We start from the raw sequence: 15,918 nt of genomic DNA, 5'->3' as shown, positions 1-15,918 counted from the left end.
GCAGCTTCAGTTTTGCACTGCCACTTTTGGCACGACCCTGAAAGTATAGCTCTTCTTCGGATCGAGAAACCGCTTGGCGGCCTCCCACACCTGTTGCGGCGTGATTGAGCGATATTGCTCCTCGCTTATGCGAAAGCGTTGCAAACGATCAGGGGCTGATTGCGCCTCGTCGACGATATCCATCCAGGTGGCATTGCGTTTCTTCCAATCGGCATAGCTTTCGAGCGTCGGCTTGCGCGCCCGCTCGAACAAGTCTGCATTTACCGGTGCTGCCAGCAGTTCGGCGACAACTTCATCCACGGCTGCTTCGATCTTTTCGAGGTCCTTGGGGTCGCCACTGGTCGATATCGTAAACATGCCGCGTTCCGGATAGACATCTGACATGTCTGATCCTGCGCCAGCCCCATAGGTGGCTCCCAATCCTTCGCGCAATTCATCAATCAGGCGGATGCGGGCGATGTCCGCCAGCAGGGACATCGTCTGTTCCAGCCTGAAATCCGAATCGTCTGTCGTTGACCAGACGCGCCGCCAGCTCAGCTGGTTGGCTTCGCCCCGATGGTAAAGCGTATGGATGCCATAACTGCCAGTAAAGCTGGTCGTTTTGGCTGAGCCGAAGTCAACTTCTTTGCTGGACCGTTGCGGAAGGGCACCAACAGTGCGCGCAATTGTATCAATCGCTGCCGCCTCGTCCACATCTCCCACAAGACCGACTTCGATCGCGCCACTTTGCAACTGGGTACCAATGGCGGCTCTCAATCTCTCGAAATCGGCTGCAAGCAACGCATCGATCGGCGGAAGCACAAAACGTGGATCGTCGCCGTTCATGATCCGCGCCTGACCGATGGTCAGCGCTGATCCGGGGGTTGCGTCCAACCTCGCGTAAAATTCCGGCAGGGGCCTGCGGAACAGCTTGACGGCTTCCTCCCGATATCCCGGATCGGTTACATAAGCAGCGAGCAACTGCATTTGCCGTTCAAGGTCTTTTGACACAATTGCTCCAGCCCCGCCAAAATAGGTTGGCGCGGAAGCGAAGGCCGGGCTGGCGGTTGTACCGGCCAATACAGCACGCAGATCGTCAATGTCATATTTGCCCAGCCCGCCGCTTGCGAAGGCCCCATCCATGAACATGCCGAGCGGCTGGTCGGCCGTGGGCAGCGAAAGCTTTCCACCTTCGATCTGCAAGGTCCAGCGGACGCGATCTTTCTCGAAGTCAGTGCGTTTGATGTTAAGCCGGACATTGTTTGAAAAACGGACCGTGCGAATGCCGAGGTCGGCAATACTCTTATCCTCCACAACATCGCCGCGCGGACCGAAATCGGTGTAACCCCATTCGAGGGAGGCACGCTGCGTTGGGGCTTCAACAGGCTGCTTACGGCTTTCGGAGAAGGCAGCGAGCAGCGTTTCTGGCGTGGCTGGATCGGAATTCTTGCTGGAGAGGAAAATGCGCGGGCGATCAAGGCGGCCATACCATTGCGCGAATTCCCGGGAGACGGCGTCCTTAGTCATGAAGGGGCGCAACTGCTTCCACAGGCGCAGTCTGTATTCAGCGCTCGTTACGATATCGTCGTCCAGATTGGTCAGTTCGTTGGCAAAGCTGCTGCTGACGGTTGTGGGTTCGCTTTTGACCGCATTGTCGAAAGCCGCGTCATACCTTTTAATCTGCTCGGAAATTTCCTGTTCCGAAAAGCCAAATTCAACCGCCTGACGCACCATCTGTTCGACAATCGGTAACACGGTTTTCCAGCTGCCATCCTTGCCTGCAATCGTCATGCCGACGCGCGCATGCTGATCGCAAAAACCAGCTGCAAATGAGAGACCGCTGTTGAGCAGCGGAATATCTTCATTGCGGCTTTTGCGCGAAATCCGGTCAGCGACGATTGCCGCAGCCATACCCATTTTAAGGTCGAGTAACGCCCGTTCGAATGTATCGGGGCGTTTCTTGTCAGCGACAATCTGTTCGATGTTGAGGGCTTCGTACACCTCAGGATGGCTGAAAATGGCGGCTTTTGCTGGTCGGTCATTGTCGAAACTGCATCGGTCGATTTCGCCCAGTGTCGCGCCTGAGCCCTGCCAGTTGGAAAATTTGCGAACAATTTCGCGTTCGATAGCCGCCGGATCGATTGGCCCGACTATGACCAGTCGTGCGCGATCCGGTACATACCATTTCCGGTACAATGATTTCATTTTTTCCGCTGATGCATTCTGCAGTACATCAAGCTTCCCGATGGGATAGCGCGTTGAAAAATAGCTGTCGGGATATAGGAGTTCGCTCGCCGCGCGGTTTCGCTGGAAGTTGAAATTCTCCCTGTCGCGCATTTCAGCGATGACGACGCCGCGCTCACGATCAACTGCGCCAGAGTTGAAACTGATTTCGCTGGCCGTTTCGCGCATCAGGAAGAGCGCGCGTTCGATTAAAGCGGGATCGGCCTTGGGAAGATCCAGCTTATATTGAGTGCGAACGAACCCGGTCGACGCATTGGTATCTGCGCCAAAGGAAAGACCAAGCCTTTCAAGCATACGCACCATTTCGCCTTCGGGGACATTGGTCGATCCGTTGAAGGCCATATGTTCGATAAAATGGGCGAGGCCTTGCTCGTCATCTGCTTCCGCAGCCGAACCGAATTCGAAGGCGAGCCGCACCAGTACCTGGTTTTCGGGCCGTTCGTTGCGGCGGATGGCATAGCGGAGGCCGTTGGGCAGGCGACCATAGATGATACGGCTGTCGGCCTCGAGTTCGGTGGTCTCGCTGTTCCACGGCGCCGTTCGCGTCGCACCTGCCGGAGCGGCAGGCGCTGCCGAAGCAGGAGTTGCGACGATCAGCGCGCCCGAAAGCAGCGCCAAGGCTATGACAGCAAAGGATTTCCCCATGCCGCTGTTTATCGCCGGTTTTTCAGCAATGGCAACCGCCATTGGTCGAAATCATTTGCCCTTTCGCAGGCGGTGCGTAACCATGTCGAGTACTGCGCCTTCGCCTTCTTCGGGCATCAGGCCAAGGCGGCGTGCGACTTCCTGATAGGCTTCGGCTTCACCGCCAAGGTCGCGACGGAAGCGATCCTTGTCGAGCTTTTCGCCGGTTTCGATATCCCACAAGCGGCAACCATCCGGGCTGATTTCGTCAGCAAGGATGATGCGGCTGAAATCGCCGTCATAGAGACGACCAAATTCAAGTTTGAAATCGATCAGGCGAATGCCGATTGCGGCGAACATGCCGCACATGAAATCGTTGATGCGGATCGCCATTGAGGAGATGTCCTGCATCTCTTCCTGGCTCGCCCAGCCGAAGCACGCGATATGCTCTTCGGCAACCAGCGGGTCGCCAAGACTGTCATCCTTATAGCAATATTCGAGAAGCGTATGGGGCAGAGGGGTCCCTTCCTCGATGCCCAACCGCTTCGACAATGTGCCGGCTGCGACGTTGCGGACGATAACTTCGATCGGCACGATCTCTACCTGGCGGATCAATTGTTCGCGCATGTTCAGGCGGCGGATGAAGTGCGTCGGGATGCCGATATGCGCCAGTCGAGTGAAGACATGTTCCGAGACGCGATTGTTGATCACGCCCTTGCCGCTGATCGTGCCCTTTTTCTGGGCGTTGAACGCGGTTGCATCATCCTTGAAATATTGGATCAGCGTGCCGGGTTCGGGACCTTCGTAAAGAATCTTGGCCTTGCCTTCATAGATTTTGCGGCGGCGTGTCATCGGCATATCCCGTTAAAAACAAATCACCCCGGTGCCAGCGGGACTCGGTGAAGATAGGCTGGCCGGGGTTCTTCCGCGCCCTTAGCCGAAACTGGCATTCGGCGCAAATATTGATAGGGTGCATATGTGCCGATCAATATCGACCTGCTCTTGAGTGCTTATGCCCACGGCATTTTCCCCATGGCGGACTCACGCGAGGATAGGGAATCTTTCTGGGTTGAGCCGCAACAGCGCGCGATCATGCCGCTCGACGGCTTCCACGTCTCGAAATCGCTGGCCAAAACCATCCGGCAGGACCGTTTTGAAGTTACCGGCGACAGGGACTTTGCGGGCGTGATCCGCCTGTGCGCCGAAAGCACCGATGACAGGCAGGAAACATGGATCAACTCCGATATTGAACAGGCGTTTCTGCGCCTGCACCAAATGGGTTTGGCACATAGTGTCGAATGCTGGCGGGATGGCAGGATGGTGGGCGGGCTCTACGGGCTGGCGATGGGGAGGGCATTTTTCGGCGAAAGCATGTTCTCACGCACTACCGATGCTTCCAAGGTGGCTATGGCTTGGCTGATTGCGCGGATGAAGCTGGGCGGTTTTGCTTTGCTCGACTGCCAGTTTATGACCGAACATCTTCAATCTTTGGGGGCGATCGAAATCAGCCAGAAGCACTATCTTGAATTGCTCGAGATCGCGTTGGTTGACCTGCGAGATCAGGTTTCGACGGTTGCCTCCCCTTCGCCGCCCGATGCCTCATCATCGGCGGGAGCAGCGGGGGCAGGAGCAGGGGCATTGTCCGCCGGGGCAGATTGGGGCGCACTCGATCGGTTACTGGCAGAACCATCTTTCGGGTCTTCCACTGGCGTTTCTTCGCCGGGGAAGCTCATTCTGCATTCCTTGACCCAAACGTCATAAATCGGATGCTGCACAATATTGGCGGCCGGATTTTCCTTGAACAACCAGCCTGAAAATACCTGCGCCCAACGTTCAGCGTCGTTTGTGCCTGCGGGACGTTGACGCACGATCAGTTGCACAAAAGCGCCTTGGTCCTGATAGGATTCCCAAGGTGCCGTTTTTTCGCACGCACGCACGCGGATGACGACCTTGCCAAAACGAACGGATTCACCGGGCTTCACTTCAAAATCGCGGGTCTGGCCGTTGCGTTTGTTCAAAAGGCCAATGATCGCGACGCGTTCCGCCATAGGCGTTCCGATTTGCTCGCCCTCCGCCGAGACAGGTTTGTCAGCGCTGGCTGTGGTTTTGGCCTTGGCTTTGGGTTCAGCTGCCGGTTCGCTGCTGTTGCAGCCTGACAGAATCAATGCAGCAGAAATAGCCAGTGCAGAGATGAGCCGGCTCATGCCGCGTCGGGGCTCCATGCCTCATAATCACCGGTTGAAGGCGCGCGATGGCCGCCGCGTTCAAGCGCGCCTTGCGGCCTGTAAGCGGCTTCACTGCCTGTCGGGTTGGCCGACTGCGGCAGCTCGAATTTCCGCTTTGGCGGTAAGTAGCTGTCTGGCTCACCTTCAAAGGTTCCGTGCAACCAGCCATGCCATTCCGGGGCGACCCGGCTTGCATCATTTGCGCCGTTATAAATAACCCAGCGCCGCGCGCCGTCTTTCGAACGATAATAGCGATTGCCCTGCTCGTCCTCACCCACAAGCGCGCCTTTGCGCGCGCTGTAAAAGGCTGTGCCGATGGTGGCACCGTCCCACCAGGTGAAGATTTTCGCCAAGATTCCCATGCGCCGCCGATTAGGCTGAAGTGCCCGGGCTTGCAATCAAAAAGGCGACTAGCGGGCAGTCCAGCGGACAGTGTCGCCCGGCTTGATGCCCAGTTCAGCGGTAAGGCCGCCGCGCAATTCGAGCACAGCTGCGACAGGTGCAGATGATTCTACCGGGTCGGTCGAGTAGGGAGTGGTGTTCGCGGCGATATTTTCAATTTTTCCGTCCGCGCGAACAAAGATGATGTCCAGCGGGATAACGGTATTTTTCATCCAGAAGCTGGCCATCCGTGGTTCGCCAAAGGGGAAGATCATGCCCTTGTCGTCTGCCAGTTCGTTTCGGAACATCAATCCTCTCGCCTGTTGCGGCGATGTTCGGGCGATTTCGACGGTAAAGCTGTGTGTTCTGGTGCCACTCTCAATGCATAATTGCGTTTGTTCGAGACCTGCTTCGCTGGGTGTAAGTTTGGCTCCGGCTATGCAGCCTTTTGCTTTGGTTGCATTGCTGCCGGCACTCAGGCCGCTGCAGCTGGCCAATGCCGCTGCAGCAAACATCATGGTTATCCATCGCAATACGCTCATTGTGCGGTCTTTCCGCAGATGATTTTGGCAGATCCGGGCTGGCGTACAAAGCAAGTTGCGTTGCCATCAATCTGGATCATTCCAGATCCACTGTTCGAAATGTCGATTTTCTCATTGACCAGCAAATGCGTTGTCGCATTGCCCTGCTGGAAGAGATTGGCCTGCATCAGCGACAGTTTCTGCGCGTCCACCTTGCCGCTTCCGTTTATTGAAAAGCGCGCAGTACGAACTTTCCCGGCCATAAAGTTGATTCCGCCAGTCCCTGCCAGGCTGGCCTCCATACGATCGCTTTCGATTTGACCGACATTGATTTGCCCGGCGCCTGCAATTCTAATGGTGACTGGAAGGCCTGGCGAACGGATGCGGTTAATATCCAACTGCCCGTTTCCGTCGACGCTGACCCTTCGCACGCCGCGTCCGCCCAATGTGACCACCAGCGGATCGCCTATTCCGGTATTTTGCGTCGTGCCCTCATAATCCTGCACCCGGATCCGCACGGTCAATCCGTTGCGTTCGATCTTAAGTGCCTCGACCAGATTGTGATCGCCGCTCGCTTTGGCCGATGGTGCTTTCATATTGTCTAGCTTGACGATGATGTCGCCCTCGACAATTAATTCGTCAAAGCTGCCAATAAGGAACGTTTTGGACGCTGCATGGGCGTGATATGGGGTTTGTGTGAGCATCAATGATGCTGCAACAGCCAATATGAACGAGCCTTTGGGATGCTGCATGCGGTTTCCTTGCACCTGTAAGGCCGCCCGACGCGGCTATGCTGTGGCGTTATGCATATTGCGCCTTGTCTGGTCAAACCGGAAGGTCAAACGGACCGCATAAAAAAGGCCCCCTTCCGGGAGCCTTTTGTGTGGTTGCGCGGTTGGCTTATTCAGCCTTTTCGTACCATTGCGGTGCGGACACCTTGAGAACGTCGAGGATTTTCTTGAGCGCGGTCGGCTCATCGGTTTTTTCCATCGCGGCCAGCTCGCGCGCGAGGCGGCTCGAGGCGGCTTCGAAAATCTGCCGTTCGGAATAGCTCTGCTCGGGCTGGTCGTCCGGACGGAACAGATCGCGGGTCACTTCGGCAATCGATACAAGGTCGCCCGAATTTATCTTGGCTTCATATTCCTGTGCGCGGCGCGACCACATGGTGCGCTTGACCTTGGGCTTGCCCTTCAAGGTTTCCATAGCTTCCTTCAGCGTTTTGTCTGAAGAAAGCTTGCGCATGCCAACGCTCTCGGCCTTGTTGACCGGAACGCGAAGCGTCATCTTCTCTTTTTCGAAGCGCAGAACATAGAGTTCAAGCTGCATGCCAGCGATTTCCTGGTTCTGCAGTTCAATAACCCGACCGACGCCATGCTTGGGATAAACAACATAGTCGCCAACGTCGAAGGATATAGCGGAAGTCGCCATTATACGGACCCTTTCTGGATTAAGTATAGGGCATCTTGGGCGGGCAAAATCAGTCGAGCTGCTATTGCCAATATGCCGGTGCCTGTCGTCTGAAACTCTCTTTTCTGTCCGTCGTCCAAGCGACGGGAATCTGGTGCTTGAAAAGCTCTTTAACAGAGTCGCAATAAAATTTCAATGTTGCGATGCAAAAGACGGATTCGGTGTCAGCCGGATCCCAATTGCCGAACATTTGCAGATTCTTCGGTTGTCGAAGACCGGCCTTCGGATTTCACTTCGGACACATCAATCCAGCAAAGGTCCATGTGCGACAATATCCGGTCGTCATGGCCGCGCAACGTTACCGGCAGAATCGGTTTGTGGTCGCGGGCGTCGCACAATACCGGATTGGAAGGCACGCCAGTCGCCCAGCGCTCACCCCATTGGCGCAGCGCGATCATTGTTGTCAGAAAATCGAGCCCCTTGGCGGTCAGCCGATATTCGACACGGCGGCGGTCGTCGGGGCAGGGGCTGCGGTGCAATATGCCCGCTTCGGTCAATCGTGTCAGGCGGTTGGCAAGAATATTCCGCGCAATACCGATCTCGGTCAGAAATTCTTCGAAATGCCGGACGCCGTTAAAGGCGGCACGCAGGATCATGAACGACCATCGTTCGCCAATCGCCTCCAATGCAGCAGGCAGGCCGCAATTGGCGACTTCACTTAACGGCTCTCTCAATTTCCCCATCAGTCTGTCCTAACGTGACAACAAAAATTTGCCAGCCGAATATCAGTTTTCAGTTGCAACTTAAAACCTAGTGGAATAGATGGCGATTCGCAACTGGTTTTCCAGGGGCTCGAATTCCGGCCAAGCCTGAAATGGGATGGCGGAGTTTGACGAACAAGGTCCAGAAAAAGGATTGATGACATGAACCTCTCCCAAACTTCTTCGCGCTTTGGCGCGCTCGTTGGCGCTGTCGCAACCAGTGCCGTGCTTCTTTTTGCCGCACCGCAGGCCCACGCCAACAGCGGTCGTTTTTACACCGTTGAACTGGCACAGCCGGCTGCGAGCTCGAAGGCTGTTGTCCGCGGCGTTGTCTTCCAATGTGAAGGCACCAGCTGCCGCGCGCCTGTCGCCACTTCGGCTCCGCGCAATGTGTGCGCCAGCGTTGCCAAGGAATTCGGCGAAGTGACCAGCTTCAAGGCTGGAGACCGCGTTCTCGAAGCAGACGACATCGCAACTTGCAATGCCAAGAAAAAGGTCGTCCTCGCAAAGGACTGATCTGTACAATTTCGAGAGAATTTCGGCCGCTCTCACACACCGCGGTCGGTTGACAGGCCACCCCTTCATCCGACCCTAAGGCCGAAACAAACTGCGCCGGATTGCGCTTGCTGCCTCCTCTCCCCCTTGTGCAGCGTGCGCGACCGGCGCTTTTTGTTTGCCCTGTAACAGCTCGACCTGTCTGACCTAAGCTGGCTCCGGCTTCAGATGGTTTTCCATCAACCGCTCCCAATTGCGCGCGCGTTGCTTATATTCATAAGGGCATTGCTCCGCCCGTTCCTTTGGTAGAATGTCATCGCTGACCAAGTCGGCATAAGCTTCGCTATTGCTGCCATATATCATGCACATCAGATGATACATGCGCTGCGCATCCAATGAGTGCTGACCCCAGAAGGGCAGGGAATCCATGTCCGCCATCTTCATCGCCAGCTCTCCAAATTGCTGAACCACCGATGCGATCATAACGCCGCCGCTGCCGTCTTCATTATTTTCCAGCAGCAGTAGTGCAGCCATATCGTCGACGGCGTCTTCCTCCTTCCCGGTTATGGGTAGGTCGAGCTGGTGCACCAGCGCATGCCCCATCTCATGGTAGAAAAAGAAGATGCTGGCGAACATCATGTCCTGGCCGATTTCCTCATCACTTTTCCCCGCCGCAGCTGCATTTTGGGCAAGCATTCCCATCAGTTCGTAGCACATTACAAGTTGCTGTAACCGCGGCTCGTAAAAGGCATTGGCGGTGTCGCAATTGCGAAACTGCACCGACAAATCGGCCGGTAAGCGGATGGTCTCGCTCACCCCGTTCGCCAGATCTTCAAAAATGGCGGCATCGCGAAGAATGGTGGCAAGCTCGTCGGATGCTTCGTCAATTCCTGGGGCGTAGGAAACCGATATAGTACCGCCTGCTGTGTCCTGGGTCGCATGAGCGGGGGCAAAGCACAGCGCAAAAGCAAGGGTGCAGACAAGGCCTTTGGAAGCTCTTGAAAAAGCGCGTTGTTTCATATTGCCACTCCCCTTAGGCATTGAACGATAATGTCGGGTGGGCCGTTTGCAATTTCTTTCCGGCAATCGCTTGAGAGCTACGGCGTAAACCGCTGAACCAAGGAAATATTGTTTTTCTATGGCCCCACAATTCGACGCTGTTCGTCAAGTTTATGCTGCTCCGTCCACTTTCCTGTTGCATCGCAGCGTAAAAAGCACATTTTGGCTTTGATGATGCGCCAATATGAACTGGTTGAACGGGTCCGCGCTTATGATCCGGACGTCGATGAAGATCGGCTCAACCGGGCTTATGTTTTCACGGTGCAGATGCACGGCTCGCAAAAGCGTGCCAGCGGCGACCCCTATTTCAGCCATCCGGTAGAAGTTGCGGGCCTTATGACCGAGTTGAAGATGGACGAAGATACCATCATCACCGCTCTGCTTCATGATACCGTTGAGGACACGCTGACCTCGATCGAAGATGTCGAAAACCGCTTTGGGCCCGAAGTTGCCCGGCTGGTCGACGGCGTAACAAAGCTTTCGAAGATCGAGGCGCAAACCGAGGATGAGCGTGCCGCCGAAAACTTGCGCAAATTTTTGCTCGCTATTTCCGACGATATTCGCGTGCTATTGGTCAAGCTGGCCGACCGGTTGCACAATATGCGGACGCTGCATTTCATTAAGAGCCCCGAAAAACGCCGCCGCATCGCCAAGGAAACGATGGATATCTATGCCCCGCTTGCAGAGCGGATAGGCATGTACGAATATATGCACGAGATGCAGTTGCTGGCATTCGAGCAACTGGAACCGGAGGCATATCAAACGATAACCGGGCGTCTCAAACAGATCCGTGAAAATGGCGACAAGCTGATCGAGGAAATCAGCCAATCGATCGCCAGCTCGATGGAGCGGGCCGGAATCAAAGCCCGGGTATCAGGACGCGAAAAGCATCCTTACTCGATCTGGAAGAAGATGCAGGAACGCCATGTGGCATTCGAGCAGCTTTCGGATATCAACGCTTTCCGGATCGTCGTCGAGGATACCGAAAGCTGCTATCGCGCACTCGGTGTATTGCATCGTCGCTGGCAGATGGTGCCGGGCCGGTTCAAGGATTTCATCTCGACGCCAAAGCGCAACGGCTATCGTTCAATCCACACCACGATCATGTTTGCGCAGAATATGCGGGTCGAGGTGCAGATACGCAGTCAGGAAATGCACCGTGCCGCTGAATATGGCCTTGCCGCGCATTGGGCCTATAAACAGGATGATGCGCCGGATGGGCAGGCAGGCTGGCTACGCGACTTGATCGAGATCCTCGAAACCAGCCAGGATCCCGAGGAGCTGCTCGAGAACACGCGTATGGCGATGTATCAGGATCGCATCTTCGCATTCACGCCGAAGGGCGCCTTGCATCAGTTGCCTAAGGGATCGACCCCGGTTGATTTCGCTTATGCCGTGCACACGGACCTTGGCGACCGCGCCGTGGGAGCGAAGGTGAACGGGCGGCATGTGCCGCTGCGTACTTTGCTCAACAACGGCGACATGGTCGAAATCCTGTCAAGCAAAGCGCACCAGCCGGAGCCGGCATGGCTGAACTTTGTCGCTACCGGAAAGGCACGTGCAGCCATTCGCCGCCATGTGCGTCATCGCGAGCGGGATGAGCTTGTCCAGCTGGGGCGGCAATTGTTTGAGGACATTTGCTCGCGCTTGCCCGGCAAGATCGGCGCAAAGGCGATCAAGGCTGCGCTGGGCCGGTTGCAGCTGGACAATGAGGATGAACTGATGTTTGCTATCGGTTCGGGCAAATTGAGCGACCGTCGGGTCATGGTGGCGCTGGTCCCCGGCTTCGATCCAGGCGAAGATGAAAAGGACTGGCCGTCGCAGGAGCGGGCTATTTCCATTCGCGGATTGACGCCCGGTGTTTCCTTTGAGCTGGGCGAATGCTGCCATCCCGTTCCGGGGGATCGCATTGTCGGGCTACGGCGCGAAGGGCTGCCGGTGCATGTCCATACAATTCATTGCGAACGGTTGGGCGCCGATGCTGAAGGCGATTGGCTTGACCTCAGCTGGGGGCAGGGAAGCGATGGCGGTTCGGCCCGGATGCGCGTGATTATCCACAACCGCCCCGGCATGTTGGCCGAAATGGCGGGGATTTTCGGTTTTCACAAAGCCAATATCATCAATCTGCGGATGACAGCGCGCGATGCGAGCTTCCACACTTTCGAGGTTGACCTTGAAGTGCACGATCTGCCGCACCTGATGCGCATCCTTTCGGCATTGCGCGCATCCGATGCGGTGGCGCAGGCAGACCGGGTCTTCGGCTAGCCTTCGACGGTGACAACGCCCCGTCGGCGGATATAGCCTTTCTCGATCATCTCCTTGCGATAATCGGAACGCGCATCGCGCAACTCGCGCCGATATTCGGCCCACGCCTCGCGCTCATCCTGATCGGATTTGGCGCGGCGCAGATCCTTGCGCAATTCGCTTTGGGCTTCCTCAACGTCGGACCGATAATCATACCAGTAATTGTTGCGCACGCCCGCAATCGGACGGTCAAGGATCGCGTCATTTGCCTTGGTTGCGGGATGCGCTGCTGCTTCCCGGGTCGCGAACAACATCGCGACCAAAGCAGCGAACAACAATGGAATGCCGATCGTCGCGCGCTTTTTCCAAGGATTGGGCGGCGGCCCCAGATGTAGCGGTTCCCTTCGACGCGGACGGGGCCGGTTATGCCCCTCGCGAAACACTCCTGTCATATTGCGACCTCCACTGCCCCCGAAACAGCGAATCCCTTCCTGTTGTCGCTTGTGACTGCATTTTACAGATTGCTGTCGGATGAATGGCGGGGGGATAGGTGAGACGGGGCGAGAGTGTCGTTCGTCGAAACGAACTTTTACAGTCAATTGACTTGCCGCATCGCCCGACCAATAGCGATCAGCAGGAGGATCTCTGATGAAAAGACATCTCGCTTCGGTTTCCCGTTCGACTTTGGCTTTGGCTGCGATGTGCGGGCTTTGGTCGACGGCTGTGTTCGCACAGGATAAGAAGGAAGAGGCTAAGTGGGATGTGAACGCGCCGCCGGGGCTCACCATTCGCGAGATTCCGATTTCGGTCGATGAAGGCACATGGATGAATGTCGATGTCAGCCCCGATGGTCGGCTGATTGCCTTCGACATGCTGGGCGACATCTATACCATGCCCATTGCCGGAGGCGCTCCGACACGTATCGCCGAGGGGCTGGCTTATGAAACCCAACCTCGTTTCTCGCCCGACGGCAAACGCATTTCCTTCACATCCGATCGTGGCGGCGGCGACAATATCTGGATCATGAATGCAGATGGCAGCGACAAACGTCAGCTGACAAAGGAAGATTTCCGCCTGCTCAACCAGGCGAGCTGGAGCCCCGACGGCCAGTTCATTGCCGCGAAAAAGCATTTCACTACGCAGCGTTCGCTCGGAACAGGCGAGGTCTGGCTTTATCACATCTCTGGCGGTGCCGGTGTGCCGTTGGTCAAGAAGCCCAACGAGGTGCACCAGAAGGAGCTGGGTGAACCCATCTTCGCCCCCGACGGCAAGCATATATACTATACGCGCAATACAACCCCAGGCCCGATCTTCGAATATGCGCAGGACTCCAACAACCAGCTGTTCGCCATCGAACGCTATGCAATCGAAACCGGAGAGATCGAGTTTGTTGTCGGTGGTGAAGGCGGAGCGGTACGCCCCACGCCTTCGCCTGACGGCAAGAAACTGGCCTATGTGCGGCGTGAAAAGACCCGTTCGAAACTCTATTTGCGCGACCTTGAGGCCGGGACCGACCGCAAGATTTACGATAGTCTCGATCAGGACGTGCAGGAAACCTGGGCGGTCACGGGGGTCTATCCCAACATGGCCTGGACACCCGACAGTTCGGCATTGATATTCTGGGCTGGGGGAAAGTTGCGCAAGCTGAACGTCGGAAGTGGTGCCAGCGAAAATATTGCTTTCCGCATTGATGACAGTCGCGGCGTCATAGATCCGCCGCGCCCACCTGTGGAGGTTGCACCTGACAGTTTTGAAACGAAAATCCCGCGCGGGGCGGTCGTGTCGCCCGATGGCAGCAGGGTCGCGTTCGAAACGCTGGGTAAATTGTGGGTCAAGCCGGTGGCCGGCGGCGAACCGCGCCGCCTGACCAACGATAGCGAAGCTATGGAGGCCTATCCCACATGGTCACCCGACGGAAAGACCATCGCCTTTGTCCGCTGGACCGATGCGGGGCTTGGCGCCATCCACAGCGTGGCAGCCAGTGGCGGGACCAGTCGGGCGATTACCAAGGTTGCAGGCCATTATGCCCGCCCACGCTTTTCTCCCGACGGCAAGACGATTGTTTTCGAAAAGGGGAATGGCGGTTACCTTGTGAGCCCGCGCGCTTCCGCCGAGCCGGGAATTTACCGCATTTCGAGCAACGGCGGTGCTGCCAAGCGCATTTCGAGCAACGGTGAAGCGCCGCATTTCGGAGCGGCCAATGATCGGATATTCTTCACTACCAGCGACGCCAAGGGTGCAAAGCTGGTCAGCACCGATTTGAACGGCGAAGCCAAACGCACGCACGCCGAAGGGGAGATGGTCAACGCCTATAGCGTTTCGCCGGACGGAACCCATTTTGCATTCCGCCAAAACTATCAGGCCTTCGTCATGCCGTTGATGCCCGGTACGCAGGCAGTAACGGCATCTCCATCGGGTGGCCCGATGCCGGTTACCAAGGCCAGCGGTGATGGGGCAGACTGGATCCATTGGTCCAATGGCGGTGCCAAGCTGCACTGGTCGATGGGGCCGGTGGTGTACAGCGCAGACCGCAGCGCGCTTTTTGCCAGTGCCCCGCTGGCCAAGGATGCGAAGCCGACAAAGTTTGAACCGCCGAAAACGGGTGTGTCTCTTTCCATGCGCGTGAATGCGGAAAAGCCCAGCGGCAGGGTGGCGCTGGTCGGCGCGCGCATTGTGACCATGGCCGGGGCTGATGGCGGCATCATCGAAAATGGCGTTGTGCTGGTTGAAGGCAACCGGATTGCAATGGTCGGCGATCTTGCCTCGACAACGATCCCCGCGGGGACGCCGACGGTGGACGTTAGCGGCAAGACGATCATTCCCGGCCTGATCGATGCCCATGCGCACGGGCCTTATGGCGTCGACGAAATGACGCTGCAAGTGAACTGGTCTGAGACCGTAAATCTTGCACTGGGCGTGACCACGCGGCACGATCCTTCCAGCCGTTCGGCATTGGTCTTCCCCGCGCTTGAAATGGTGCGTGCGGGTAAGATTATCGGCCCGCGCAGCTTTTCGACCGGCGAGATCGTCTATGGTGCCAAGAACCCGCATGTCTATGCGCAGATCGACAGCAAGGCCGATGCGCTGGCGCACATCCGTCGCCTGAAGGCGCAGGGCGCGCATAGCATCAAGAATTACAACCAGCCCCGCCGCGATCAGCGCCAGCAGGTTGTAGCTGCGGCGATTGACGAGAATATGCGCTCGGTTGCCGAAGGCGGCTCGCTCTTCGGCCTCGACATGACCCTGATTGCCGATGGCAACACCACGGTCGAGCACAATATCCCGGTCGAAACCTTTTATCAGGATGTGCAGCAATTCTTCTCGCGCTCGAAGGTTGGCTACACGCCGACATTGGTTGTCACCTATGGCGGCCCGGCAGCCGACCCCTATTGGCGCGCCCATACCGAAGTGTGGAAGCAGCCCCTATTGCAAAAGCACTTTCCGGAAACGGTGTTGGTGGCGAACAATGCCCGCCGGACGATCGCGCCCGAAGACAATTATGTCGATGATGAAAGCGCCCGCGAAGCGGCCAAGCTGGCGCGGCTGGGTGTTCCCGTATCGATCGGTGCGCATGGGCAGGAGCCCGGCATCGCCGCGCATTGGGAGCTTTGGTCCTTCGTCCGTGGCGGCATGACGCCGGTTGAGGCATTGCGTGCAGGGACCATCGAATCCGCCCGTTCGCTTGGCTATGACAAGGATATCGGTTCTCTTGAGGCAGGCAAACTCGCCGATTTGGTCGTGCTTGATGCCGATCCGACCGCCGACATCCGCAATTCAGAAAAGGTTGCGAAAGTAATGATCAACGGCAGGCTTTACGATGCTGCCACGCTGAACGAGGAAGTTACCGGAAACCGGAAACGCCCCGCTTATTGGTGGGAAGGCGGGCAGGGTGGCAAAAGCTACGCCTCAGGCTCCACCGAAGCTGCGGGCAACCAGCACCGTCATTGATCCGTAGGGGCCTGAGCCAATGGCTCAGGC

At 56.9% G+C, this 15,918-nt stretch carries 13 protein-coding genes and 1 pseudogene; 4 read left to right on the top strand and 10 right to left on the bottom strand.

Annotation, left to right across the window (positions count from 1 at the left end; translation table 11 throughout):
- Positions 1-6: 6 nt before the first annotated feature.
- Positions 7-2,868 carry an insulinase family protein gene (locus PKC81_RS00165; RefSeq protein ID WP_324332577.1) on the bottom strand — a complete coding sequence of 954 codons (2,862 nt, stop codon included), beginning with the start codon at positions 2,866-2,868 and terminating at the stop codon, positions 7-9.
- Between the two features lie 51 nt (positions 2,869-2,919).
- Entirely contained in the window at positions 2,920-3,699 is a 780-nt protein-coding gene (gene purC, locus PKC81_RS00160; RefSeq protein ID WP_298600422.1) for a phosphoribosylaminoimidazolesuccinocarboxamide synthase, read from the bottom strand.
- A 180-nt stretch (positions 3,700-3,879) separates the two neighbouring features.
- Here purC and aat point away from each other — a divergent pair.
- Positions 3,880-4,332: pseudogene (aat, locus tag PKC81_RS00155) on the top strand (leucyl/phenylalanyl-tRNA--protein transferase); the annotation flags it as partial.
- A gap of 74 nt (positions 4,333-4,406) precedes the next feature.
- Here aat and PKC81_RS00150 read toward each other — a convergent pair.
- The 6 genes from PKC81_RS00150 to PKC81_RS00125 all read right to left on the bottom strand — a co-directional run bounded on the left by PKC81_RS00150 (position 4,407) and on the right by PKC81_RS00125 (position 8,124).
- Positions 4,407-5,051 carry a DUF2155 domain-containing protein gene (locus PKC81_RS00150; RefSeq protein WP_324332575.1) on the bottom strand — a complete coding sequence of 215 codons (645 nt, stop codon included), beginning with the start codon at positions 5,049-5,051 and terminating at the stop codon, positions 4,407-4,409.
- Positions 5,048-5,434, bottom strand: coding sequence for an NADH:ubiquinone oxidoreductase subunit NDUFA12 (locus PKC81_RS00145; protein ID WP_324332574.1), 387 nt, complete (start codon positions 5,432-5,434; stop codon positions 5,048-5,050). Before PKC81_RS00145 ends, PKC81_RS00150 begins: the two co-directional genes overlap by 4 nt.
- 48 nt (positions 5,435-5,482) lie before the next feature.
- Positions 5,483-5,971: a DUF192 domain-containing protein gene (locus tag PKC81_RS00140; protein WP_324332573.1), complete on the bottom strand. Its 489-nt coding sequence runs from the start codon at positions 5,969-5,971 to the stop codon at positions 5,483-5,485.
- A gap of 20 nt (positions 5,972-5,991) precedes the next feature.
- Entirely contained in the window at positions 5,992-6,726 is a 735-nt protein-coding gene (locus PKC81_RS00135; protein WP_324332571.1) for a DUF2807 domain-containing protein, read from the bottom strand.
- Positions 6,727-6,874: 148 nt separating this feature from the next.
- Positions 6,875-7,402: a CarD family transcriptional regulator gene (locus PKC81_RS00130; RefSeq protein ID WP_324332570.1), complete on the bottom strand. Its 528-nt coding sequence runs from the start codon at positions 7,400-7,402 to the stop codon at positions 6,875-6,877.
- A 203-nt stretch (positions 7,403-7,605) separates the two neighbouring features.
- The gene (locus PKC81_RS00125; RefSeq protein WP_324332568.1) at positions 7,606-8,124 is read right to left on the bottom strand and encodes a helix-turn-helix domain-containing protein; all 519 of its coding nucleotides are present in this window, start codon (positions 8,122-8,124) and stop codon (positions 7,606-7,608) included.
- 180 nt (positions 8,125-8,304) lie between these two features.
- On the opposite strand from PKC81_RS00125, the gene PKC81_RS00120 reads away from it, so the two are divergent.
- On the top strand, positions 8,305-8,658 hold the full coding sequence (locus PKC81_RS00120) for a hypothetical protein (RefSeq protein WP_324332567.1): 354 nt from the start codon (positions 8,305-8,307) through the stop codon (positions 8,656-8,658).
- Positions 8,659-8,844: 186 nt separating this feature from the next.
- Here PKC81_RS00120 and PKC81_RS00115 read toward each other — a convergent pair whose 3' ends face one another.
- Positions 8,845-9,657, bottom strand: coding sequence for a DUF4344 domain-containing metallopeptidase (locus PKC81_RS00115; RefSeq protein ID WP_324332566.1), 813 nt, complete (start codon positions 9,655-9,657; stop codon positions 8,845-8,847).
- 210 nt (positions 9,658-9,867) lie between these two features.
- Here PKC81_RS00115 and PKC81_RS00110 point away from each other — a divergent pair, with 210 nt between their 5' ends.
- On the top strand, positions 9,868-11,961 hold the full coding sequence (locus PKC81_RS00110) for a bifunctional (p)ppGpp synthetase/guanosine-3',5'-bis(diphosphate) 3'-pyrophosphohydrolase (protein WP_324332565.1): 2,094 nt from the start codon (positions 9,868-9,870) through the stop codon (positions 11,959-11,961).
- On the opposite strand, the gene PKC81_RS00105 is transcribed toward PKC81_RS00110, so the two are convergent.
- Positions 11,958-12,392: a hypothetical protein gene (locus tag PKC81_RS00105; protein ID WP_324332564.1), complete on the bottom strand. Its 435-nt coding sequence runs from the start codon at positions 12,390-12,392 to the stop codon at positions 11,958-11,960. The two genes, PKC81_RS00110 and PKC81_RS00105, sit on opposite strands and share 4 nt — an antisense overlap.
- Positions 12,393-12,639: 247 nt before the next feature.
- On the opposite strand from PKC81_RS00105, the gene PKC81_RS00100 reads away from it, so the two are divergent.
- Complete coding sequence (locus PKC81_RS00100; RefSeq protein ID WP_324332641.1) at positions 12,640-15,888, top strand: amidohydrolase family protein; 3,249 nt, start codon at positions 12,640-12,642, stop codon at positions 15,886-15,888.
- The last annotated feature ends 30 nt before the right edge of the window (positions 15,889-15,918 follow it).

This window comes from Sphingorhabdus sp., from assembly GCF_035329025.1.
GTDB lineage: Bacteria > Pseudomonadota > Alphaproteobacteria > Sphingomonadales > Sphingomonadaceae > Sphingorhabdus_B.
This window is presented reverse-complemented; position numbering and strand designations above follow the sequence as displayed.